Raw genomic sequence first — 24,294 nt, forward strand, 5'->3', positions numbered from 1 at the left:
TAAACTAAAAAATATTCTAACTAATTGCGTATAAAATTCTCTTGTACAACAATTACTATTAAATTCTCCAAATTGTACAATTAGGAAAACAATATTTCCTAATTTATTAGTTAATCTTAATAGATCATTCTAGCTTAACCGTTTATTTTAATATCATTCAGGCCATTTGTTAATTTATTCGCTAAATGAGTAAATGTAATCATATCGTCTAAAGTGAAACCATTTAAAGCTTGCTTATAAAAATTATAAATATTCTCTTGTAATTGTTCCCATCGAGCTATTCCTTCTTTGGTCAACATGATATTTTTTGCACGGCGATCTGTTGTGTCAATTTGGCGTATTACATAGCCTTCGCGTTCGAGTCGCTTCAAAACACCATCTAAATTTTGTCTACTTACATCTAGGTATTCAGTTAACTCAGTAAATGACATAACCGAATTAGTTTGTGGCCTTGATAATGCACCTAAAACTGCCCAATGTACTGACGAAATTCCTAGCTCATTTACACATTGACGATCTAATGAGTTTCCAAGTTGAAACAATCTGAAGAATAATCTGTTGTGAATTGGATAAAGAGAATGATCATAACTTTGTTGATCTTTTTGGGTCATAATCTAAACTGCTAAGTATTGAGGATTTATCTATATTATATACTTATAACCAGATGCATTTATTGAAAATAAAAAATGGAATATTGATGATTTATGTAATGTTGGTATCGATTTAGATAGTCTGATTTGATAGTTTTTACCGAAAATTATCAAATCAGCTATATATTAGGCAATATTTAAAGTTGGTTTAGTAGCATCATTGATTCGTAAATTCTGCTTTACGCTTTTCAATAAATGCTTGTATACCTTCAGTCGCATCTTTAGTTTGGGTACTAGCAAGAAACATTTCACTTTCCAGTGCTAATCCATCAGTAATATTCAAATCTAATGCAGATTGAACAGCTTTTATGATAAATGCTGTGGATGCAGGAAATGATTCTCCAAAACTTGATAAAAAATCTAAGCCAGCTTGAACTGAATCTTCAGTCGCTGTAATTTGTGTGATTAAACCTATTTCTTTTGCTTCAAGCGCATCAAAAATTCTTCCACTTAGAGTTAACTCTAATGCTTTTGCATAGCCTACGATACGAGGTAAGCGTTGAGTTCCTCCATATCCTGGAAGTAGGCCTAATTTAATTTCAGGTAAACCAAACTTAGAATTAAGACTACAGATACGAAAAGTACAAGCCATTGCTAATTCTAAGCCGCCACCTAGAGCTGCGCCCTTAATTACGGCTAGTGTAGGGAATGATAAATTACTAATCTTATTGAAAACATTTTGCCCTTTACGTGAAAGCTCTAGATATTCTGTAGGGGTTTTATTTTGTAGTTCAGTGATATCTGCTCCAGCACAAAAAGCTTTTTCTCCTTGACCAGTAAAAATGAGAACACGAGGAGGGCTTTGAATGACTCTGTTAAGTAAGTCATCAATATTTTGAATCATCTCCTTATTTAGAGCATTTCTTGCTTCTGGTCGGCAAAGAGTAATTATGGCGATATCGTCCTGATAATTTAGTGTTGCGTTCATCTTTTAAACTCCTTTTTTGATAGTTAAAAGCATATTGAATTATTTATTTGAGTCAACATATTTACATTTTTAATTAATATTTTTTAATTTAAAATCATAGTAAACAGAAAGTTATATATTTTATTATTTAATTTATATCAATATATTGACATAAATTATTGCAATGATTACTCTTGGTCGAAATGAAGTATTACAGCTCCAATCAATAAATAAGGGCAAAAATGTAATTAACAAAATTCAAGAAAATATAAAGAGCCATGAATATCAAGGAGATGATCATGCAGTACATTGATGTACACAAAATTGCTAATGATGCAAAGTTTAATAAGTTCCATGCCAAAGTATTAGTTTGGTGTTTCATTATTATTATCATTGATGGCTATGACATTGCTGTTGCTGGTATAGCTATTCCTTCAATCATGGAAGAAATGGGTGTCAGTGCTTCGACAGCTGGCTTTATGGCTAGTTCAGCATTATTTGGCATGATGGTGGGGGCTATTTTTTTAGGAGCCATATCCGATAAAATTGGCCGACGTCTGACAATTGCAATCTGCGTATTTCTTTTTAGCGTATTCACTGCACTAGCTGGAATGACGAATGATCCTATTAGTTTTAGTATTATGCGTTTTATCGCAGGTTTGGGGATTGGTGGGGTGATGCCAAATGTCGTAGCACAAATGACTGAGTATGCTCCCAAAAAAATACGTAATTTCATGACCGCCTTGATGTTCTCGGGGTACGCTATAGGCGGTATATTGGCAGCTTTACTGGGTAAACAATTTATTGTGGAATTTGGTTGGCAAGTCGTATTTTTTGCGGCTGGTATTCCTGTATTGCTCATACCTTTTATTATGAAATCAATGCCAGAGTCATTGGCATATCTGAGTAAAAACAAGAAAGATCTAGAACTAAAACAGACTATTCGATTGATTGAACCCAATATTCAAATAGATGATGATGTAGCACTGCTCAATATTACAGATCCAACCCATGCGGGCTCTTCTGTTTCTTATTTATTCGCGAATGGACGTGGTTTTAGCACAATCATGTTTTGGGTAGCATTCTTTACTGGGCTATTTATGGTCTATTCACTGAGTACGTGGCTGACTAAGTTAATGGCGATGTCGGGTTATACGCTTGGCTCAGCATTAAGCTTCGTGATTGCTCTCAATTTTGGCGGGATCATTGGTGCCATAGGTGGAGGTTGGTTGGCTGACCGTATGCATATCAAATGGGTATTGGTGTTTATGTACAGTTTGGGAAGCGTATTTTTGTACTTGATGACTTTGCCAATGCCAATACACATGTTGTATATCACTATTGCAGTGGTTGGAGCTTGTTCTACAGGCGCTCAGATTGTTGCTTATTCATATTGTGGTCAGTTTTATCCTAGTGAGATTCGTTCAGCGGGTATAGGTTTGGCATCTGGCATTGGTCGTTTAGGCGCTATAGGAGCACCATTACTGATAGGAATGATTATGGCCTTGAATCTACCGATTGAACAAAACTTTATGGTAATTGCGGCAGCAGGTTTAATCGGTGCAATTGCATTATCACTTATTAATCATAATCGTTCATTTTCAAAATAATTCACTATGGCATGGTCTATCACATGAATATGAAGTAATAGACCATTTTTTATCTTTACTCGAGGATTACATGAAGGCTCTTGTTGCTGTAAAACGCGTGGTTGATGCCAACGTTAAAGTTCGTGTTAAGCCGGACAATAGTGGGGTTGACCTTACCAACGTAAAAATGTCAATTAACCCATTTTGTGAAATCGCAGTGGAAGAAGCGGTTCGCTTAAAAGAAAAAGGAACAGTATCAGAAATCGTTGTTGTTTCTGTAGGTCCTAAAGAAGCTCAAGAACAAATCCGTTCTGCAATGGCTCTAGGCGCAGACCGCGGTATTTTAGTTGAAACTACTGATGAAATTGGCGCTTTAGAAGTTGCTAAAATTTTAAAAGGTGTTGTTGACGCTGAAAAACCAGAACTTATCCTTCTTGGTAAACAAGCAATTGATGATGACTCTAACCAAGTAGGCCAAATGCTTGGTGCATTATTAGGTGCGGGCCAAGGTACATTCGCTTCTGAAGTGAAAGTTGATGGCGGTAAAGTACAAGTAACTCGTGAAGTTGACGGTGGTTTACAAACTGTTGAGCTTACACTTCCTGCAATCATCACGACTGACTTGCGTTTGAACGAGCCACGTTATGCAGCATTGCCTAACATCATGAAAGCTCGTAAGAAGCCACTTGATACCAAATCTCCTGCTGATTATGGCGTTACAGCTGGTACTAAGCTTAAAACTGTTAAAGTTGAAGCTCCGGCAGAACGTAAAGCTGGCGTACAAGTGAAATCTGTAGATGAGCTTGTTGAAAAATTGAAAAATGAAGCGAAAGTGATCTAATACGGAAGGATAAAATCATGAGTATTTTAGTTATCGCTGATCACAACAACCAAGTACTTAACGGTGCTACTTTAAACGTTGTTGCTGCAGCACAAAAAATCGGTGGTGATATTACTGTATTAGTTGCTGGTTCTGGTGCTCAAGCAGTTGCTGATGCTGCTGCTAAAGTTGCTGGTGTAAGCAAAGTTTTACTTGCTGACAACGCCGCTTATGCAAACCAATTAGCTGAAAACGTAGCTGGCTTAGTTGCTGACTTGGCTAAAGGTTACAAATACGTATTAGCTGCTTCTACAACAACTGGTAAGAACATTCTTCCACGTGTTGCTGCTCTTCTTGATGTAAGCATGATCACAGATATTATTTCTGTTGAATCTGCAAACACATTCAAGCGTCCTATCTACGCTGGTAACGCGATTGCAACGGTTCAATCTGACGAAGCAATCATTGTTGGTACTGTTCGTGGTACAGCATTTGATCCAGTTGCTGCGGAAGGTGGTTCAGCTGCTGTTGAAACAGTTGGCGAAGTAAAAGATGCAGGTATCTCTAACTTCGTATCTGAAGAAATCGTTAAACTTGACCGTCCAGAATTAACTGCAGCTCGCATCGTAGTTTCTGGTGGTCGTGGTGTAGGTTCTGGTGAGAACTACCATAAAGTACTTGATCCATTAGCTGACAAGCTTGGTGCAGCACAAGGTGCTTCACGTGCGGCAGTTGATGCGGGCTTCGTACCTAACGACTTCCAAGTTGGTCAAACTGGTAAGATCGTTGCACCTGACCTTTATGTTGCTGTAGGTATTTCTGGTGCGATCCAGCATTTAGCTGGTATGAAAGATTCTAAAGTTATTGTTGCAATCAACAAAGACGAAGAAGCGCCAATCAACAGTGTTGCTGACTACTGGTTAGTTGGTGATTTGAACACTGTAGTTCCTGAGTTGGTATCTAAACTTTAATCTTCATTGATTAAAGTCGAAAAACCCTTAGTAAAAACTAAGGGTTTTTTCATTATTGAACAATTCTTTTATTTTTCAAAGCAGTAAATTCATCTTCGTTAAGATAACGCTGCAAAATTAAATTACTATCCTCTGCTAGAAGAGGAGGAGTTTTTTTATATTCAACAGGTGTTTTTGAAAGCTTAATTGGTGACCCAATCATTTGGTAGTTACTTTGTAGAGGATGGGGGATTTTGACTACCATGTTGCGTGCTATAGCCTGTGGTTCCGAGAGAGCTTGTTGAATATTATTAATCATGCCAACAGGAACTTGAACCGCATGAATTTTAGCAACCCAATTCTCCGCAGTATCACTTAAAAAGTGTGACTGTAATATCTGTATCAAAGCATCTCGATGAATTACACGTTGGGCGTTAGTTGAAAATTTAGGATTATGCAGTAATTCAGCTAAGCCAATACTTTGGCACAATGAAGTAAATTGATTGTCATTACCACAGGCAATAATGAATTCACCTTGAAGAGCTTTGAAAACCTGATAAGGCACAATATTAGCGTGAGCATTTCCATAACGCCCAGGAATTTTTTCTGATACTAAGTAATTTGTTCCAAGCTGGGACATGCAAGCGATTTGAGTATCTAATAATGCCATATCAATATATTGGCCTTCACCTGTTTGATGGCGTGAAAGAAGAGCAGCTTGAATTGCGATATTGGAATATAAGCCAGTAGTTAAATCGGCAAGAGCAATGCCAGCTTTTTGCGGGCCTCCGCCTGGTAAATCATCACGTTCTCCCGTGACACTCATCATTCCTCCCATGCCTTGAATGATAAAATCATATCCAGGTTCTTTAGAACGGGGGCCAGTTTGCCCAAAACCTGTAATAGAACAATATACTAAACGAGGGTTGATTTTGGATAAGCTCTCATAATCTAGTCCATAGCGCTTAAGGGTGCCTGTTTTATAGTTTTCAATGAGAACATCTGTATCTAAAACCATTTTTTTAATCAGGGCTTGGCCTTCAAACGTTGAAATATCAATAGCGACTGAAAATTTATTTCGATTTGCTGATAGATAATAAGCAGCCTCTTGAGTATCTAGTTTTTTATTATCTTTTAACCAAGGTGGTCCCCACTGTCGAGTATCATCTCCACAATAAGGACGTTCAACTTTTATAACCTCTGCACCAAGGTCTGCCAAGATTTGACTGCACCAAGGGCCGGCTAATATACGACTTAAATCTAATACTTTATATCCTGTTAATGCACCCATTAGATTATCCTTTTTTATATCTTGCTTTATTGATCAATTGAAACTCTGCTATATCGTCCGATATTACATATTTGGATATGAGACACGGCTAGCACAGCAATGCTTTGCCGTGTCGCAAGGAATTACATATTAGGGTAATTCGGACCACCGCCGCCTTCCGGCGTTACCCATGTGATGTTCTGAGATGGGTCTTTAATGTCACAAGTCTTACAGTGAACACAGTTTGCTGCGTTAATCTGGAAATGTTTAGAGCCATCATCATTTTCCATGATTTCGTAAACACCAGCAGGGCAGTAACGCTGTGCAGGCTCATCCCATTTCGGTAAGTTTACGTTCACTGGAATTGAAGGATCAGTAAGCTTCAAGTGAGCTGGCTGGTTTTCTTCATGTACAGTGTTTGAGATAAACACAGAAGATAAACGGTCAAATGTAAGCTTGCCATCTGGTTTTGGATAGTTTGGCTTGAAGCTGGTTGCATCAACAGTTTTTAATGCCGCGAAGTCTTGCTTCAAGTCATGTAAAGTGAATGGTACTTTAAAGACATTCTGGTCGATAAAGTTAAATGCACCACCCATCCATTGACCAAATTTATGCATTGCTGGGCCAAAGTTACGAGAGTTATAAAGCTCTTCTTTTAACCAGCTGTTGTTAAATTTGTCAGTGTATGAAGTCAATTCTTTAACGAATAAATCTTCGCCTTCAGTAACACGTGCAATCGCAAGATCACCGCCTTTTTCTACACCGGCAGCAATGGCTTCAAATACAGCTTCACCACATAACATGCCTGATTTCATGGCAGTGTGTGAGCCTTTGATTTTTGCAAAGTTTAAGAAACCTGCATCATCACCAATCAAGCAGCCGCCCGGGAAAGTTAGTTTAGGCAATGAGTTGAAACCGCCTTTCACTACAGCACGTGCGCCGTAAGAAATACGCTTACCACCTTCTAAATACTCTTTAATCAGTGGGTGAGTTTTCCAGCGCTGCATTTCCATAAATGGATACATGTGTGGATTTTCATAAGATAAGTCCACGATCATACCCAAAGTAACTTGGTTGTTTTCAGCGTGGTATAACCACCAGCCACCAGAAGACGCTGTTTCGGCTAAAGGCCAACCTGCACCGTGCATGACTAAGCCCGGTTTATGTTTTGCTGGATCAATTTCCCAAAGCTCTTTAATCCCGATACCGTAATGCTGTGGATCAGCATCTTTATCAAGGTTGTATTTCGCAATCAGGCGTTTACCTAAGTGACCACGGCAACCTTCAGCAAAGAGGGTATATTTAGCGTGAAGTTCATAGCCCGGAGTAAAGTTATGCGTTGGTTCGCCATCTTTACCAACACCCATGTCGCCAGTTTGAATCCCTTTTACAGTACCGTCTTCATGGTAAAGCACTTCAGAAGCAGCAAAGCCAGGGAAGATCGAAACTTCTAGCTCTTCAGCTTTTTGACCTAACCAGCGAACCACATTACCTAACGAGATCACATAGTTACCGTTGTTGTGCATGGTTTTAGGGACCATCCAGTGTGGTACTTCTTTTGATGTGGTGTCTGAAAGTAAGAAGAATGTTTTGTCTTCAGTTACAGGGACATTAAGAGGCGCGCCTTCTTCTTTCCAGTTCGGGAAAAGTTCATTGATGGCACGTGGCTCAAGCACAGCACCAGACAAGATATGCGCACCTACTTCAGAGCCTTTTTCAACTACACAAACAGAAAGATCGGGTAAGTTTTTTTCAATCGCTAATTGACGGATCTTAATCGCAGCAGATAGACCTGCAGGTCCTGCACCTACGATGACAACGTCAAACTCCATCGATTCACGTTCTAAATTTTCCATATTACGAAATCCAGTTTCATTATTAAAATTACTCCCAAAAAAACTGAACTATAGTTCAGTTTTTAATGGTTATTTAGTGCAAAGTGTTCAGAGCATCTTGAATATTTTGAACCATATGAATTAATCTTGGGCCAATTTCGTTTTCAAGTTTTTCTTGATTAACTAAGTAGCTTGGTGCTCCACAGTTAAAGACCAATAAACCGTAAATTGGGTGTATTAAGGGAACGGCAACAGAGTTCACTTCTTTATGCCATTCGCTTAAAGATAAACAATATCCATAGTTTTGATAATCATGAAAGGCTCGATCTAAACTACGTTTAATTGCTGGCCATTCTTCAGCAGTGTGCTTCTTTTCTAATGCTTTTAAAATAAATTCACGTTCATTTTCAGGAAGAGCTGCTAAACAGGCTCTTCCCATAGATGTGTTATGTAAGGGTAAAGTCGAACCAATTGGTCTGCGCATAGTTAAATTGGTTTCGGTTTGGACAACATCTAGATACATCATGTTTAATCGGTCTCTCATTGCCATAGCAACTGGAGCTTGTGCATATCTGGACATTTCTTCCATGTAAGAATGGGCAATTGATCGTATAGATATACTCGATAATGCGGCGTAACCAAGTGCCAGCACCCCAATATCTAAAGTGTATTTGGTAGAATTTGGAAGTTGCTTTAAGTAACCAAGGGACACTAATGTACTCGTAATTCTTGCAATTGTTGGTCTAGGTAAGCCTGTAAGATGAGATAGTTCTTGATTACCTAGAACTTGGTTAGATGCTGAAAAACAACGTAATATCTCTAATCCACGCGCTAAGGAAGCAATAAATTGAGGATTATTTTCGCGGTGAATGTGAGAAATCGGATCTAAACGGATTTCATCAAAGTTCACTTTTTTTTCGACTTGTTCTTTTAGTTGATTATATTCTAAATGCATACCATTCCCGTATTTGATCAAACACTATTCTTGATCATATCAATTATATTTCGCTATACAAAAAAAATTAGAATAGTTGATGCTTTTTTAAATGATTCACCTAGTCAACAGCAATGTTGACTAAAATAAAAACTGAAAAGAAGAATCAACCAATCACAAACTTTAATTTCGTATAACAAAATAAATAGTCATTTAAATTTAGCTTTATTTGAGAGTTAAATCAATATATTTGCACAAATTAATGAACATTAATTCTGTATTGCGAAATTTTAAGCAAAAAATTCTTGTTTGTTTAGAAGTGTGCTGCTATTTTATTTCGTATAACGAAATTACCTGTGGTTTTGTATTACAAAATGGTGCTTTGGATAGCATTGTATAAGGATATAAGGAGAGAAAGATGATTCGTGATCAACAGACATTAGAACAGTTGTTATCTACAATTCGAAGTTTTGTTAAGAATACATTGAGACCTTTAGAGCATGAGGTCGACGAAACTGATGCTATACCAGATCATATTGTCCAACAAATGAAGGAATTAGGCTTATTTGGTTTAACCATTCCAGAAGAATATGGTGGTCTGGGAATTACGATGGAAGAAGAGGTGTTGGTTGCATTTGAGTTAGGGCAAACTTCTGCTGCATTCCGTTCTTTGATTGGTACAAATAATGGCATTGGTTCAAGTGGAATTATTATTGATGGTACTGATGAGCAAAAGCAAAAGTATTTACCAGGTTATGCTAGCGGAGAAATTATTGGTTCTTTCTGCTTAACAGAACCAGACTCAGGTTCAGATGCTGCAGCTTTGAAGACGTCTGCAGTCAAAGATGGTGATTATTATATTTTAAACGGTACCAAGCGTTTTATTACTAACGCACCTCGTGCATCAACTTTTACCGTTATGGCTAGAACTAACCCAGATATTAAAGGTGCTGGAGGCATTTCTGCTTTTTTGGTTGAGGCCGGTACAGTTGGGCTCACTTTAGGAAAAATTGATAAAAAAATGGGACAAAAAGGTTCTTATACCTGTGATGTCATTTTTGATAATTGTCGTGTCCATAAAGACCAATTGATCGGTGGTATTGAAGGTATTGGTTTTAAAACAGCAATGAAAGTACTTGATAAAGGCCGTTTACATATAGCTGCTTATAGTGCAGGAATGGCAGAGCGTATGTTGGAAGATGCTTTGCAATATGCAATAGAACGTAAACAATTTGGTCAATCAATTGCTAATTTTCAGCTTATTCAAGCGATGTTGGCAGATTCAAAAACAGAAATTTATGCTGCGAAATGTATGGTGTTGGATGCAGCACGTCGTCGTGATCTAAGGGAAAATATTAGTACAGAAGCATCGTGTGCAAAAATGTTTGCGACTGAAATGTGTGGCCGAGTAGCTGATCGTTGTTTGCAGATACATGGAGGCGCAGGATATATCAGTGAATATTCAATTGAAAGATTTTATCGAGATGTACGTTTATTCCGTCTTTATGAGGGAACAACACAAATTCAGCAAATCATTATTGCTCGAGACATGATTAAACAAGCTACAACTTAATAGATGGATGTTTTTACCTAAAGGAATGAGAAAATGAGTAGAGTTCAATTTAATTGGCAAGATCCTTTTTTATTAGAAAATCAGTTAACTGAAGAAGAGCGAATGATTCGGGATACTGCATTTAATTATAGTCAAAATAAGTTAATGCCACGTGTATTAGAACAATTTCGTCATGAGCAAACAGATGCTTCTATTTTTCGTGAAATGGGCGAGCTAGGTCTTTTAGGGCCTACAATTCCTGAACAATATGGTGGCTCAGGGTTAAATTATGTGAGTTATGGGTTAATTGCTCGTGAAATTGAACGAGTAGACTCAGGTTATCGTTCAATGGCCAGCGTTCAAAGTTCTTTAGTTATGGTTCCTATTAATGAATTTGGTACTGAAGAGCAAAAGCAAAAATATTTACCTAAACTCGCTACAGGTGAATACATTGGTTGTTTTGGACTAACCGAACCTGACCATGGCTCGGACCCTGGCAGTATGATTACTCGCGCTAAAAAAGTTGAGGGTGGTTATCGTTTAACTGGCGCTAAAATGTGGATTACTAATAGTCCTATTGCTGATGTATTCGTAGTATGGGCAAAAGAAGTTTCACCTGAAGGCAATGTTGGTGATATTCGAGGTTTCATTTTAGAAAAAGGTTGGGATGGTCTTTCTGCACCTGCAATTCATGGAAAAGTAGGATTGAGGGCTTCCATTACTGGTGAAATAGTAATGGATAACGTATTTGTTCCAGAGGAAAATGCATTTCCAGAGATTCGGGGTTTAAAAGGTCCGTTTACATGTTTGAATAGTGCACGATATGGTATTGCCTGGGGTGCAATGGGAGCAGCTGAGTTTTGCTGGCATACAGCACATCAATATACGATGGATCGTAAGCAGTTTGGGCGTCCTTTAGCAGCAAATCAGTTAATTCAAAAGAAACTTGCAGATATGCAAACTGAAATTGCTTTGGGTTTGCAAGTGGCTTTACGTTTTGGACGTATGAAAGATGAAGGCATTGCATCTGTTGAAGGTACATCCCTAATTAAGCGTAATAACTGTGGTAAGGCTCTTGATATTGCTCGGCTAGCTAGGGATATGCTGGGAGGAAATGGAATTAGTGATGAGTTTGGTGTCGCCCGACATCTTGTAAATTTAGAGGTTGTAAATACTTATGAGGGAACACACGATGTCCATGCTCTTATTCTTGGGCGCGCTCAGACGGGTATAGCTGCATTTTCTAATTAAGATTTGACTTTCTGAAGGTCTTATTTCTTAAACCATATATAGTTTAAGAAATAGTGTTTATTACTATCTTCTTCAAAAAATAAAATTGAAAAAAAGCCTTTATTTGTGGATTACACGAATAAGGGCTTTTTTTTGAAAAATTATATCTGCTCAATTTATTAAATAATCTAAAAATTAATATTACTAATTATTCTTTTGGAATATTTCCAATCTTGTATTTTTAATTCTTGAAATTGACGGTTAAGCATCTTGTTTTTGCGCAATAAATGTAACTAATTATTTCATTATTTTTGCAAAAATAAATATATTTTTTTTAAAAAACAAATTGTTATAAAAATATGTCAACTTATTTATATATTTCGCATAGTGAGCTCTGTTATTTAGTAATTGAAATTAATTTTCTTGTTAGCTATTTTGAAATTATCAACATGGAATGAAAAATTTAGCTCACTAAATGGACAAGGAAAACTTATGAAAGGACTAAAAGACAAAGTAATTATCGTGACAGGCGGTGCTGGTGGAATTGGTTCAGCAACTTGTAAACGCTTAGCTGAAGAAGGTGCAAAAGTTGCAGTATTTGATATGAATTTAGAAGCAGCGAAGAGCCTGGTTGCGGAAATTGAAGCAAATAATGGTCAGGCAATTGCAATTGAGTGTGATATTACAGATCGTCAGATTGTTGATTCCGCAGTTAAATCTACCCAAGAACAATTGGGGCCAATTGATGCTTTGGTAAATAATGCAGGTTGGGATGTATTTAAACCATTTTTGAAAACATCTGCGAATGAATGGGAAAAATTAATTCAGATCAATTTAATTGGCATGTTGAACATGCACCATGCTGTTTTACCAGTAATGGTTGAACGAAATCATGGACGTGTAGTGAACATCGCGTCTGATGCTGCAAGAGTTGGTTCATCTGGTGAAGCTGTATATGCAGCATGTAAGGGTGGATTACTTTCTTTTTCTAAAACACTGGCGCGTGAGCATTCACGCAATAACATTACTTTCAATGTTATTTGTCCAGGGCCAACAGATACGGCTTTATTGGCTGGCGTAACCGAAGGCGCTTCGAATCCAGAAAAACTTCGTGAAGCTTTTACACGTGCTATACCACTTGGCCGATTGGGTCAACCAGATGATTTAGCATCGGCTATTACATTCTTCTTAAGTGATGATGCTGGATTTGTTACTGGTCAAGTATTAAGTGTTTCTGGTGGATTAACCATGAATGGTTAATTCCAATTTTGGAATAAATAACGAATAACAGTTCAAGGAAATGAAAAAATGAATTTTGAAGATATTTTATACGAAGTTAGAAATGGTGTGGCATGGATCATCATTAACCGTCCTGAAAAAATGAACGCTTTTCGTGGGCAGACTTGTGATGAAATTATTAAAGCACTAAATAAAGCTGGTTATGATCGAGATGTGGGGGCAATTGTTTTAACTGGTGCCGGTGATCGCGCATTCTGTACAGGTGGAGATCAATCTGCTCATAATGGAAACTATGACGGACGTGGCACAATTGGTTTGCCAATGGAAGAGCTACATACGGCCGTTCGCGATGTTCCTAAGCCTGTAATCGCACGTGTACAAGGTTATGCGATTGGCGGTGGGAATGTTTTGGCAACCATCTGTGATTTAACAATTTGCTCTGATAAAGCAATTTTTGGCCAAGTTGGTCCTAAAATGGGTTCTGTTGATCCAGGTTACGGAACTGCATTCTTGGCTCGAGTTGTTGGTGAGAAAAAAGCTCGTGAAATTTGGTATATGTGTCGCCGTTATACTGGAGAAGAAGCTGTATCAATGGGCTTGGCAAATAAATGTGTTCCAGCTGATCAACTCGATGCTGAAGTTCAAGCATGGGGAGAAGAACTTTGCGAACGTAGTCCAACAGCATTAGCAATCGCAAAGCGTAGTTTCAATATGGATACTGCACATCAAGCCGGAATTGCTGGTATGGGTATGTACGCGTTGAAGCTTTATTATGATACAGAGGAATCTCGTGAAGGGGTAAATGCCCTTAAAGATAAACGTAAGCCAGAATTTCGAAAATATTTCAAATAATTAAGGAGAATGAAATGAGTAAAAATCCTTATATTACAGAAGATTTGGAATATCTAGCTGAAACAGTTGAGAAATTTTCCCAAAAATATATCGCTCCCGGTTTTTTAGAACGTGACCAGACTAGAACTTTTGACCGAGATTTAGTTAAAAAAATGGGAGAGATGGGTTTTATCGCACCTGAGTTGCCTGAAGAATATGGTGGGCAGGGTATGGGACGTCTGGCGGCAGGTGTCATTCATGAAGCGATTGCTAAAGCTGATTTGAGTTTTTCATATATTAATTTACTCGCTTCTTTAAATGGTCAGATTCTAGCTGAACATGGGGAGCCAGAGGTTGTCCGTCCATGGTTGGCAAAACTTACGGCGGGAGAGGCTATTTTTTCAATAGGTTTAACTGAGCCACGAGGTGGATCTGACGCGGCAAATTTACGTTTGAAAATTGAGCGTGATGGAGATGAATATGTTCTTAATGGAGAAAAAACTTCAATTTCAGCCGCTGATCAAGCCGATGCATCTGTTATTTTCGGCCGTACTGGTTCAATTGAGTCTGGTGCACATGGTGTAACTGCTTTATTGGTACCTATGAATTTACCAGGAATTAGTACTACACGATTTGATTGTCATGGTCAGCGTGCTATTGGGCGAGGTTCTATTTTCTTTGATAACGTACGAGTTCCTGTAAATCACCGCTTAGGGGAAGAAAATAAAGGTTTTGTACAAGTCATGCAAGGTTTTGACTTTTCACGTGCACTGATTGGTTTACAAGTCTTAGCTGTGGCAAGGGTTTCACTTGATGAAGCTTGGGAATATGCAGCTCAGCGTGAAGCTTTTGGCAAGCCATTGACTGCATTTCAAGGTGTTTCTCATCCTTTGGCTGATTATGAAACCCAAGTTGAAGCTGCTCGATTATTGTGTTTACAGACTTTATGGTTGAAAGATAATCATCTTCCTCATACTTCTGAAGCTGGAATGTGTAAATGGTGGGGACCTAAACTTGCTTATGATGTGGTACATCAATGCTTATTAACCTTTGGTCATGCTGGATACGATCGTGGAGTTATGGAGCAGCGTCTACGAGATGTACTCGGTTTTCAAATTGGTGATGGTACGGCCCAGATTATGAAAACAATTATTGCCAGACATAAAGCAGGTCGCAAGGCTGTGCCAGCTTAAATTTAATTTATTTATTATTATCAATTGATTATTGAAGGTGACTAAACAAAATGTTTAGTCACTTGGTGGGCTTCAACTTTAAAAAATGATCTTGGTAGTAGTCTATAAATCAAGGAAAGAATATAACAAGGAGTTAAAGAATGGATTTCGATGCAGTACTTTTGCCACAGCGAAGAGCAAGAATGATTCAACAGGGATATTGGTTGGATAAAACCATTCTTCAATCGCTAAATGATGCTGTTCATCAATATCCGGATAAAACAGCATTAGTCAGTATAAAAGATGATCAGCCAGAGAGAAGTTTTACATATCGTGAGTTATTACACACTTCTAATAAGATTGCTCTGGGATTAAGAAAATTAGGCATACAAAAAAATGATATTGTTTCTTGCCAATTGCCTAACTGGTGGGAATTCAGTTTACTTTATATTGCATGCCGACGTATTGGTGCAGTTTTAAATCCGTTAATGCCAATTTTTCGTGAACGTGAACTTACATTTATGTTAAAGCATAGTGAAAGTAAGGTTTTTATTGTTCCCAAAGTATTTCGTAAATTTGATTATGAACAGTTGGCTTATCAACTTCAAAAGAATATCAATAGCTTACAACATGTTATTGTGATTGATGGAAATGGAGAAAATAACTTTGCTGATGTTTTACTCAATCACGGATTAGATAAAGATCCTCAAATCCTAAATACGCTTAATGACATAAAAATTAATGCTGATGATATCGCACAATTAATTTTTACATCTGGAACCACAGGTGAACCGAAAGGTGTAATGCATACCGCAAATACACTGTTTGCAAATATAGTGCCTTATGCGGAACGATTACATTTAAATCATGAGGATGTAATTTTGATGGCGTCACCAATGGCGCATCAGACTGGCTTTATGTATGGCCTTATCATGCCTGTTATTCTAAAAGCTAAGGTTATTCTTCAGGATATTTGGGATGTAGATAAAGCTATAGATTTGATTGATAAATATAAAATTACATTTACGATGGCATCAACTCCCTTTTTAAATGATTTATCCAATGCTGCATCACAAGGCGACAAAAAATTTCATTCATTAAAAACATTCCTTTGCGCAGGCGCACCGATCCCAGGTCCTTTAGTAAAGAAAGCAAGAGAAAATCTTGGAGTAAAAGTAATTTCGGCATGGGGAATGACAGAATGTGGCGCCGTAACCATGACAAGGCCTGAAGATGATGATGAAAGGTCTTTTAATACAGATGGGTTACCGTTACCAGGCGTTGAAATTAAAATCATTGATCATGATGGTAAAGAGAAAGGAATTAATGAACCAGGCTCTTTAATGATTCGGACATGTTCAAATTTTGGGGGATATCTTAAGCGTCCCTATTTGAATGCTACTGATCATGATGATTGGTTTGATACTGGCGATTTAGCATATCAAGATGAGCAAGGTTATATACGAATTTGCGGAAGAAATAAGGACGTTATTATTCGTGGTGGTGAGAATATTCCGGTTGCTGAAATTGAGTCATTACTTTACCAACATCCAGATATCGCTATCGTTGCTTTAGTTTCATATCCAGATGAACGTCTTGGAGAGCGTGCTTGTGCAGTTATCAAATTAAAAGAACATAGGGAATCTATAGAACTTTCAGAAATTGTTGATTTTCTTAAACAGCATAAACTTGCTGTGCAGTATATCCCAGAACGCCTAGAGGTTTGGAATGAGATTCCAATGACACCTTCAGGAAAAATTCAAAAATTTAAATTAAGAGAAATGATTACGTCTAATTCTTAATAACCAACTCATCTTTAATAAATATAAGGAAAACATAAGCTGCTTGTGGTGAGAGGCCTATGTTCCTTATTAAAACCAAAAAGCAATCTCTTAGGCATGATGCCTAAAACTGCTTTACGGATGACTATTCACAAAAAATGGAGTTTAACATGAATAAATCAGTAAGATTATTCTATAGAAGTACACTAAGCCTTGCAATATTTGCTGTGGCTACATCGAGTTATGCAGAAGTGACTCAAGAGCAGATTGCAAAACTTCAGCAGCAAATACAAGAATTACAAGCAAAGTTCGATAAACAAAATGAAGATAAAAAAGTACTAGCTACGTCATCAACTAGCTCATCGGACCTTAAACACCTTGTGACCAAAGGTGGCGCGGAATTTGAGTTGTATGGAAATATTCGTGCCGATGCTTCATATCAAATTAAGGGTCCTAGTGCGATGTATAACAACATCAGTACCGTACCTTTGAAGCATACCGAAGCTGAAACACATAATTCTGATAAACTCCAAAGTACCTTAAATGCGACCCGTTTTGGTTTTAATTTTACTGCGCCTAGTACTTGGGATCACAAAGTAGGTGGTAAGTTAGAGATGGATTTCTTTGGTGGAGCGGGGCGTGATACATTCCGCCTCCGTCATGCTTATATTACCTTTGATGACTGGTTAATCGGTCAAACATGGTCAAACTTTAATGCCATTGAGTATTTCCCGGAAACAGTAGATGCAGCACTTTCTGTAGGTGGTTCTTTAACACGTGTATCTCAAATAAAATATAGTCATCCTGTGGATTCACATTTGAATTTTGCAGTTAGCCTTGAAGATCCTAAGTCTGAAACTGTTACGACTACAGGTACACAGAACTTCAAAACGGATGCTAATGCAAAGTTGAAACTACCTTCAGCAACAGGACGTGTAAATTATAAGTTTGATAATGGATCTGCACTTTCTGGGCGAGTTTTTATAACTCAAAAAGCAACATCAGCAGGTGATCATGATGAGTTTATCGCTTGGGGAGCAGCTTTAGGCGGCAAGTGGCAAGTCACTCCAAATACTTTAATTCGAGCTGATTACAATCATATTAAGGGTGATACTAAAAATTTACTGTGGTCTAACTATGCTTATGTATTTGATGGAAATGGTCATATTAAACCAAATGAATTTGACACAGTAACAGTTGGGTTAACTCAAAAATTTACGCCTAAGATACGATCCTCAGTCGGGTTAGGCTATATGCGTGCTAATAGTAGTAATTCATTTTCTGAACTCGTACAAAATGATTTGACGCAAAATAAAGAGTTGATAGAAGGATGGATTAATGCCTTTTATACACCGGTAAAAGCAATAAATATTGGTTTAGAATATATGTATGGCCAAAGGACAACTTTTAATGATCAAGAAGGAATTGATAATCGTATAAATGCTACAATTATCTACGATTTCTAAAGTGTTTCATACTAAAGGTAGTGTGAGGCTACCTTTAGTTAAATAATTAGTATTCATACACTTTGATTGACACTTTTATATTTTTTATACTTCAATTTATTTAGTTTGGCTTTAAAGTTAAGTTTTTATTCAAATAAATAATCACAACTTATATTTTTATGAAAAAAGCTCTTAGATTGAAATAGATATTTTTGAAATATATTAATTAATATATTTATGGTGTAGATGCAATATCAATCTTCAAAGACCCTCATATCTTGATTATAAATAAAAACTATTGTGTGAAACAAAATAAGTATTGGCATTTAATTAGGGTTTTTTCCATTCTTAAGCTGATTTATGTACACGTTCCAGTAGGTAGCCATCTCGGAAAACACAAGGGATTTGTTGTGTCTAACTTTGCCTGAACTTCGTATTCCGTTTTTATACCTTCAGTAACGCAGTATACGTTCAATTTTGCAGTTTAAGGAAATATTGATGTCGAATTCTGCTGTTGTTGATTCAGTTGCTTTTGCCTTAAGACAAGCTGAACTATCACAAACTGCGATTATTCCTATTCGTGCTGAACTCGGTGGTGAACAGGCAAATGTGGATATCGCTTATGCAGTACAGGAAATCAATACTGTACGTGCACTCTCGGAAGGGCGCCGTTTAGTAGGTCGTAAAATTGGTCTAACTTCTAAAGTGGTACAAGCTCAACTCGGCGTAGATCAACCTGACTTTGGGATGTTATTTGCCGATATGGCATATGGCGATGGTGAAGCTATTCCAGTGGGCAAGATGATTCAGCCCAAAGTTGAAGCTGAAATTGCGCTCATTCTCAAAAAAGATTTAACCCAAACCCGACATACATATGCAGACATTATTAGTGCGACAGACTATGCATTACCAGCTATTGAAATAGTCGATAGTCGCATTGAGAACTGGAAAATCTCATTAATTGACACAGTTGCTGATAATGCTTCGAGTGCAGCTTTTGTGTTGGGTTCACATCCAGTACAGCTTAATCAGCTTGATTTGGTTAACTGCAAAATGGTCATGACTCGTGGTGATGAGATTGTTTCTCAAGGTATTGGTAAAGCGTGTTTAGCTAATCCATTGAATGCAGCAATTTGGTTGGCGGATGAAATGGTACGACGTGGACGTCCGTTACAAGCAGGAGATATTGTCCTGACTGGGGCATTGGGTCCAATGGTGGTGGCTCATCCTGGGGATGAGTTTAAAGTTGAAATTGAAGGCTTCAATTCGGTTGTTGCATGCTTTGCTGCTGAATAAAGGATAGGGAAATGAAAAAGATTAAATGCGCTTTAATCGGTCCAGGAAATATTGGAACAGATTTATTATATAAATTACAACGTAGCGAAGTATTAGAACCAGTTTGGATGGTGGGGATTGATCCCACTTCTGAAGGCTTAGCTCGTGCTGCAAAAATGGGTTTAAAAACGACATCAGACGGAGTTGACGGTTTATTACCTCATATACTTGAAGATGATATCAAAATTGCTTTTGATGCAACTTCTGCTTATGTGCATGCAGAGAACAGCCGTAAGCTTAATGAGCTTGGCGTGTTAATGATTGATTTGACTCCTGCAGCAATAGGTCCATTTTGTGTTCCACCAGTGAACTTGGAAGCTTTGCTAGACGCGGGTGAAGTACCTAATGTGAATATGGTAACTTGTGGTGGGCAAGCAACTATTCCAATGGTTGCTGCAATTTCACGTGTACAAACAGTTGATTATGCTGAAATCATAGCGACTGTATCGACCAAATCGGTTGGCCCTGGTACGCGTAAAAATATTGATGAGTTTACTCGTACTACTGCTGGCGCAATTGAAAAAGTTGGTGGTGCAAAACAAGGTAAAGCCATCATTATTATTAATCCAGCTGAACCACCATTAATGATGCGCGACACAGTACATTGTTTAGTTGAGGGAGAGCCTGACCAAGTAGCAATTACTGAATCTGTCAATGCCATGATCAAAGAAGTGCAAAAGTATGTACCAGGTTACAAACTAGTGAATGGACCTGTTTTTGATGGCTATCGTGTTTCTATGTTTCTTGAAGTAGAAGGCTTAGGGGATTATTTACCTAAATATGCCGGTAACCTTGACATTATGACTGCGGCAGCTGCACGTACAGCAGAAATGTTTGCAGAACGTGTTTTATCTAATCAAAAAGTAGAAGCTGTTTAAGGAGAAACTGTATGTCTAAGATTATTGTGCATGATATGACACTACGTGATGGAATGCATCCTCAACGTCATCAGACTACAGTTGAGCAAATGATTGCTATTTCAACTGCTTTAGATGAGGCGGGTGTACCCTTGATTGAAGTCACTCATGGTGATGGTTTAGGTGGTAGTTCCGTTAACTATGGTTTTGCCGCTGCAACAGATGAAGAATATTTGTCTGCGGTTGTGCCACGTATGAAAAATGCTAAGGTATCCGCTCTTTTATTACCTGGTATTGGAACTGTAGATCATTTGAAAATGGCACACGAGATTGGTGTTTCAACGATTCGTGTTGCGACCCACTGTACAGAAGCGGATGTATCTGAACAGCATATTACTGTTGCCCGTAAATTGGGAATGGATACAGTAGGTTTTCTGATGTTAGCGCATATGGCTACACCAGAGCATTTGCTACAAGAAGCAAAAAAGATGGTGTCTTATGGGGCTAACTGTATTTATGTTACAGACTCTGCTGGTTATATGTTACCGAAAGATGTAACTGATCGGATTGGGTTACTCCGTCAAGAACTTGATAGCAATATTGAGTTAGGTTTCCACGGTCACCATAACTTAGGTATGGGTGTTGCTAATACGGTTGCTGCTGTTGAAGCTGGGGCAATTCGGGTTGACTTAGCTGCAGCTGGACTAGGAGCTGGAGCAGGTAATACACCGCTTGAGCTATTTATTGCAGTTGCAAATCGTATGCAGATAGAAACTGGTGTTGACTTGTTTAAAGTTCAAGACATTGCCGAAGACCTTGTTATACCAATGATGCTAAATCCAATTCGTGCTGATCGCGATGCAGCAACATTAGGTTATGCTGGTGTGTATTCATCTTTCTTACTGTTTGCAAAACGTGCTGAAGCTAAATATGGTGTTTCTGCTCGTGAAATTTTATTAGAACTTGGTCGCCGTGGTACGGTTGGGGGACAGGAGGATATGATTGAAGATCTTGCCTTAACCATGTCAAAAGCGAAAGTAATGAGCGCATAAGTTTTTACAAGTGAAAAAGAGCACTCCGCGAGAGTGCTTTTTTACATCTAATGATTTGATCTAGATGAAATAACTTGGATATAAGCGTTATTTTCTATAAATGGATGGACAGTATTTCAGATTGGATAAGTCTCTATTTAAATAAAAAAACGATTATAAAATTAAAAATAGTGAATTTAAATAATATTATTTTAATAATAAATACATATATAACAAATGCTTGTGTTGGTTTTTAGATAATGATTAATCGTTTTTAGTGATCTGTTAAAAATCCTAATTACTGGAAAAGTAACATTTTTTTAAAGCATTGAGTTTAAAAAGAAAAATATCTTAATACTCTAGTCGAATTTTTCATAAAAATAGAGTTGAGCATGATAGGACTTGGTTTCATGGATTGATTGAAAGGAAGTACGCATGCGTCGTCAAACGTTATGGATCGCAATCGCTTGCGCAATAGCAACAATAGGGGCTACTGGCACATATGCTGGTTTTGTTGAAGATAGTCAGGTTCAGCTGAAATTTAAAAACTTCTATTTAGATCGTCAGTATGATGACACCCCTGCAAAAAACTGGGGGAGTTGGTCGCAAGCTGTGACACTGGATGCAAAATCGGGCTATGTAGAGTTTGGGGCATTACAACTCGGTGTTGATGTGTTAGCACAGTATGCTGTGCGTCTGGATGGTCGTGACCGTAATGCCGATTGGGTTCTTCCATACAATGGAGCTTCTGGTACAGGCACAGGGAAACAAGAGCGACAATTTGGCAAAATAGGAGCAACTCTTAAAGCAAAAATCAGCCAAACTGAATTAAGAGTTGGTGAAATTTTACCAGCAACACCAGTGGTTCACTTTGATCCATCACGTCAATTATTGACTACTTATAATGGGGTGTGGCTAGAGACAAAAGATCTTAAAAACACCAAATTAACGTTAGGTTATTTGGATAGTATCAATGCCCGTTATGAAAATCAGCCAATGGATTTTGGTCTGTGGCCTAAAGCATTAAATAATGATGGTAAAACTGATGGGATGTATGTTGCAGGCATAGATTACCAGTTAAATAAAAACTGGTCTGCAAGTTACTTTTATGGTGATGTAACGAATATCTATCGCCAAAATTACTTGGGTGTGAACTATAAAAACAATTATGACAAGCTAAAAGTCGATTCACACATGCGTTTTTTCGACAATTCAGAGTCGGGAGATGCCTTGTATGGTGATATTGATAATCAGGCATTATCTATAGGCTCAACTTTAACTTATGGCTCACACAGCGTAGGTTTATCCTATCAGCAAATGTTTGGTGACCATGGTAGTAACCCGAGTGCAGCAACTGGTGCTCCATATTTCCCATCCCTCGCAGGTTGGGTACCTCAGCCTTATTTGGATAACTGGTCAGTTGCGAGCTTTATCCGTAAAGATGAAAAATCGGTGGGAGTGGCTTATGGCTATGATTTTAGTGATCTCGGCATTAAAGGTTTAAAAACCACTGCAAAATATTGGCATGGTTGGGGCATTGATTCAGCTTATGAATCAAGTGCATTAACAGGTAAAGGCAAAGAAGATGAATTCAACTTTATTCTGAATTACGTTGTGCCAGACGGGAAGTTAAAAGGCTTAGGTTTTCAGTGGATGTATATTGATGTGAACTTCGACAATATTGCAGGCCAAGCAAGTGATTTGCAGGAACATCGTATTGCAACGATATACACCTATAAATTTTAAATATATTTAAATAACAAATGGTTATTAATATTTTTTTTGTATCACCTCATCGTAAACAAGTATCAGTTTAGGCGCTGTGAACAGGTAAGATGGATGAGTAAAATATTTAAAATTTGGCCTATTAAAAGCAGCTTAATCTTGATTTTAGCTGTATAAATTGTAAGAGGAATGACATGGGCACAGTACAAATCCCCGAATATAAAACAGATCCATTTTTTGGTTTGGAAGATAAATGGATTGAAACAGCGACAGGTGAATTAACTCATTATCATGAGGTTGGAGAAGGTACTCCGATTTTATTTTTGCATGGCTCTGGTACAGGTGTTTCAGCAGCAGCAAATTGGTGGTTAAACTTACCACAAATTGCTGAGCAAGGACGTTGTATCGCAATTGATTCAATTGGTTATGGTCAAACTGTTGTTGTGGACGGGACTGCTTACGGTATCCGTGCGTGGGTAGATCATGCGGTTCGGGTACTAGATGCGCTAGGCATTGAAAAAACTTGGATAGTAGGTAATTCTTTAGGTGGTTGGTTAGCATTCCAGTTTGCTTTAGATTATCCAGAGCGTGTACTTGGTATTGTATCAATGGGTACTGGTGGTGCTAAGCAGACAGCAGCGCTTAAAGCACATGCTAATCCTGAATTGACAGAAGCTGGTATCCGTAAGACTTTAGAAATGTTTGTAGTAAATAAGTCTTTAGTTACGGATGAGCTAGTTAAAGTTCGTTTTGAGGCTGCTAAAAATGACTATGCATCGGATCGATTGATGGAAGTAGTTGGAGCACGAGATCGTGACCGCTTTGAATTTCCTCTCGACTTCGAAAAAATGAAAGATATTCAGATTCCAGTATTACTCATTCATGGTGTGCAAGATGTAGTTATTCCTGTATCACGTACTTGGGATATTTTGAATATTGTACCTAATGCTGATGCACATATTTTTAGTCAATGTGGACATTGGTCACAAGTTGAAAAAGCTGATGAGTTTAATCAGCTTATTAAGCAATATTTAGCAGTACATAATGTTAAATAAGATATAAAAATACAGGAAGAATAATTTATTCTTCCTGTATTTAAATTAATTTTTTTAGTTTTTTGCTGGGCCTCGTCATTTTATCT

20 protein-coding genes are annotated in these 24,294 nt (G+C 37.8%); 15 read left to right on the forward strand and 5 right to left on the reverse strand.

The annotated features are described in order from the left end of the window. Window positions 1-134: 134 nt before the first annotated feature. A complete protein-coding gene (locus tag HLV59_RS08680; protein WP_081173743.1) occupies window positions 135-611 on the reverse strand; it encodes a MarR family winged helix-turn-helix transcriptional regulator in 477 nt (158 codons plus the stop codon). Window positions 612-807: 196 nt separating this feature from the next. Beyond that, complete coding sequence (locus tag HLV59_RS08685; RefSeq protein WP_171429763.1) at window positions 808-1,578, reverse strand: enoyl-CoA hydratase/isomerase family protein; 771 nt, start codon at window positions 1,576-1,578, stop codon at window positions 808-810. Between the two features lie 278 nt (window positions 1,579-1,856). Between HLV59_RS08685 and HLV59_RS08690 the strand changes: the two genes are divergently transcribed. From HLV59_RS08690 to HLV59_RS08700, 3 genes are all read left to right on the forward strand, one after another. Next, on the forward strand, window positions 1,857-3,167 hold the full coding sequence (locus HLV59_RS08690) for an MFS transporter (RefSeq protein ID WP_171429764.1): 1,311 nt from the start codon (window positions 1,857-1,859) through the stop codon (window positions 3,165-3,167). 70 nt (window positions 3,168-3,237) lie between these two features. Further along, entirely contained in the window at window positions 3,238-3,987 is a 750-nt protein-coding gene (locus HLV59_RS08695) for an electron transfer flavoprotein subunit beta/FixA family protein (RefSeq protein ID WP_016140229.1), read from the forward strand. A gap of 17 nt (window positions 3,988-4,004) precedes the next feature. Further along, window positions 4,005-4,937, forward strand: coding sequence for an electron transfer flavoprotein subunit alpha/FixB family protein (locus HLV59_RS08700; RefSeq protein WP_081172975.1), 933 nt, complete (start codon window positions 4,005-4,007; stop codon window positions 4,935-4,937). Between the two features lie 52 nt (window positions 4,938-4,989). Here the strand turns inward: HLV59_RS08700 and HLV59_RS08705 are convergent, their stop codons facing one another. From HLV59_RS08705 to HLV59_RS08715, 3 genes are all read right to left on the reverse strand, one after another. Then, the gene (locus HLV59_RS08705) at window positions 4,990-6,207 is read right to left on the reverse strand and encodes a CaiB/BaiF CoA transferase family protein (RefSeq protein ID WP_081173751.1); all 1,218 of its coding nucleotides are present in this window, start codon (window positions 6,205-6,207) and stop codon (window positions 4,990-4,992) included. A 122-nt stretch (window positions 6,208-6,329) separates the two neighbouring features. Continuing rightward, window positions 6,330-8,042 (reverse strand): electron transfer flavoprotein-ubiquinone oxidoreductase, encoded by a 1,713-nt coding sequence (locus HLV59_RS08710; RefSeq protein WP_171429765.1) that lies wholly within the window; start codon window positions 8,040-8,042, stop codon window positions 6,330-6,332. A 73-nt stretch (window positions 8,043-8,115) separates the two neighbouring features. Next, window positions 8,116-8,976: an IclR family transcriptional regulator gene (locus HLV59_RS08715; RefSeq protein WP_081173755.1), complete on the reverse strand. Its 861-nt coding sequence runs from the start codon at window positions 8,974-8,976 to the stop codon at window positions 8,116-8,118. A gap of 397 nt (window positions 8,977-9,373) precedes the next feature. Here HLV59_RS08715 and HLV59_RS08720 point away from each other — a divergent pair, with 397 nt between their 5' ends. From HLV59_RS08720 to HLV59_RS08775, 12 genes are all read left to right on the forward strand, one after another. Continuing rightward, entirely contained in the window at window positions 9,374-10,528 is a 1,155-nt protein-coding gene (locus HLV59_RS08720; protein ID WP_171429766.1) for an acyl-CoA dehydrogenase family protein, read from the forward strand. Window positions 10,529-10,561: 33 nt separating this feature from the next. Beyond that, window positions 10,562-11,758, forward strand: a complete 1,197-nt coding sequence (locus HLV59_RS08725) for an acyl-CoA dehydrogenase (RefSeq protein WP_081173759.1) — start codon at window positions 10,562-10,564, stop codon at window positions 11,756-11,758. A gap of 471 nt (window positions 11,759-12,229) precedes the next feature. Beyond that, a complete protein-coding gene (gene badH, locus HLV59_RS08730; RefSeq protein WP_081173761.1) occupies window positions 12,230-12,997 on the forward strand; it encodes a 2-hydroxycyclohexanecarboxyl-CoA dehydrogenase in 768 nt (255 codons plus the stop codon). A 48-nt stretch (window positions 12,998-13,045) separates the two neighbouring features. Next, complete coding sequence (badI, locus tag HLV59_RS08735; RefSeq protein WP_081173763.1) at window positions 13,046-13,828, forward strand: 2-ketocyclohexanecarboxyl-CoA hydrolase; 783 nt, start codon at window positions 13,046-13,048, stop codon at window positions 13,826-13,828. 14 nt (window positions 13,829-13,842) lie between these two features. Then, window positions 13,843-15,000, forward strand: a complete 1,158-nt coding sequence (gene aliB / locus HLV59_RS08740; RefSeq protein ID WP_081173765.1) for a cyclohexanecarboxyl-CoA dehydrogenase — start codon at window positions 13,843-13,845, stop codon at window positions 14,998-15,000. A gap of 140 nt (window positions 15,001-15,140) precedes the next feature. Next, window positions 15,141-16,781, forward strand: a complete 1,641-nt coding sequence (gene aliA / locus HLV59_RS08745) for a cyclohexanecarboxylate-CoA ligase (RefSeq protein WP_081173767.1) — start codon at window positions 15,141-15,143, stop codon at window positions 16,779-16,781. Window positions 16,782-16,930: 149 nt separating this feature from the next. Beyond that, window positions 16,931-18,226, forward strand: coding sequence for a DcaP family trimeric outer membrane transporter (locus HLV59_RS08750; protein ID WP_171429767.1), 1,296 nt, complete (start codon window positions 16,931-16,933; stop codon window positions 18,224-18,226). A 477-nt stretch (window positions 18,227-18,703) separates the two neighbouring features. Next, the gene (locus HLV59_RS08755; protein WP_171429768.1) at window positions 18,704-19,501 is read left to right on the forward strand and encodes a fumarylacetoacetate hydrolase family protein; all 798 of its coding nucleotides are present in this window, start codon (window positions 18,704-18,706) and stop codon (window positions 19,499-19,501) included. An 11-nt stretch (window positions 19,502-19,512) separates the two neighbouring features. Further along, a complete protein-coding gene (locus HLV59_RS08760) occupies window positions 19,513-20,418 on the forward strand; it encodes an acetaldehyde dehydrogenase (acetylating) (protein ID WP_081173811.1) in 906 nt (301 codons plus the stop codon). Between the two features lie 11 nt (window positions 20,419-20,429). Continuing rightward, window positions 20,430-21,449 carry a 4-hydroxy-2-oxovalerate aldolase gene (dmpG, locus tag HLV59_RS08765; protein ID WP_081173813.1) on the forward strand — a complete coding sequence of 340 codons (1,020 nt, stop codon included), beginning with the start codon at window positions 20,430-20,432 and terminating at the stop codon, window positions 21,447-21,449. A 414-nt stretch (window positions 21,450-21,863) separates the two neighbouring features. Further along, on the forward strand, window positions 21,864-23,174 hold the full coding sequence (locus tag HLV59_RS08770) for an OprD family outer membrane porin (protein ID WP_171429769.1): 1,311 nt from the start codon (window positions 21,864-21,866) through the stop codon (window positions 23,172-23,174). A 173-nt stretch (window positions 23,175-23,347) separates the two neighbouring features. Continuing rightward, on the forward strand, window positions 23,348-24,208 hold the full coding sequence (locus HLV59_RS08775) for an alpha/beta fold hydrolase (RefSeq protein ID WP_171429770.1): 861 nt from the start codon (window positions 23,348-23,350) through the stop codon (window positions 24,206-24,208). The last annotated feature ends 86 nt before the right edge of the window (window positions 24,209-24,294 follow it).

Source organism: Acinetobacter lactucae, from assembly GCF_013122135.1.
In the GTDB taxonomy this organism is placed as follows: domain Bacteria; phylum Pseudomonadota; class Gammaproteobacteria; order Pseudomonadales; family Moraxellaceae; genus Acinetobacter; species Acinetobacter lactucae.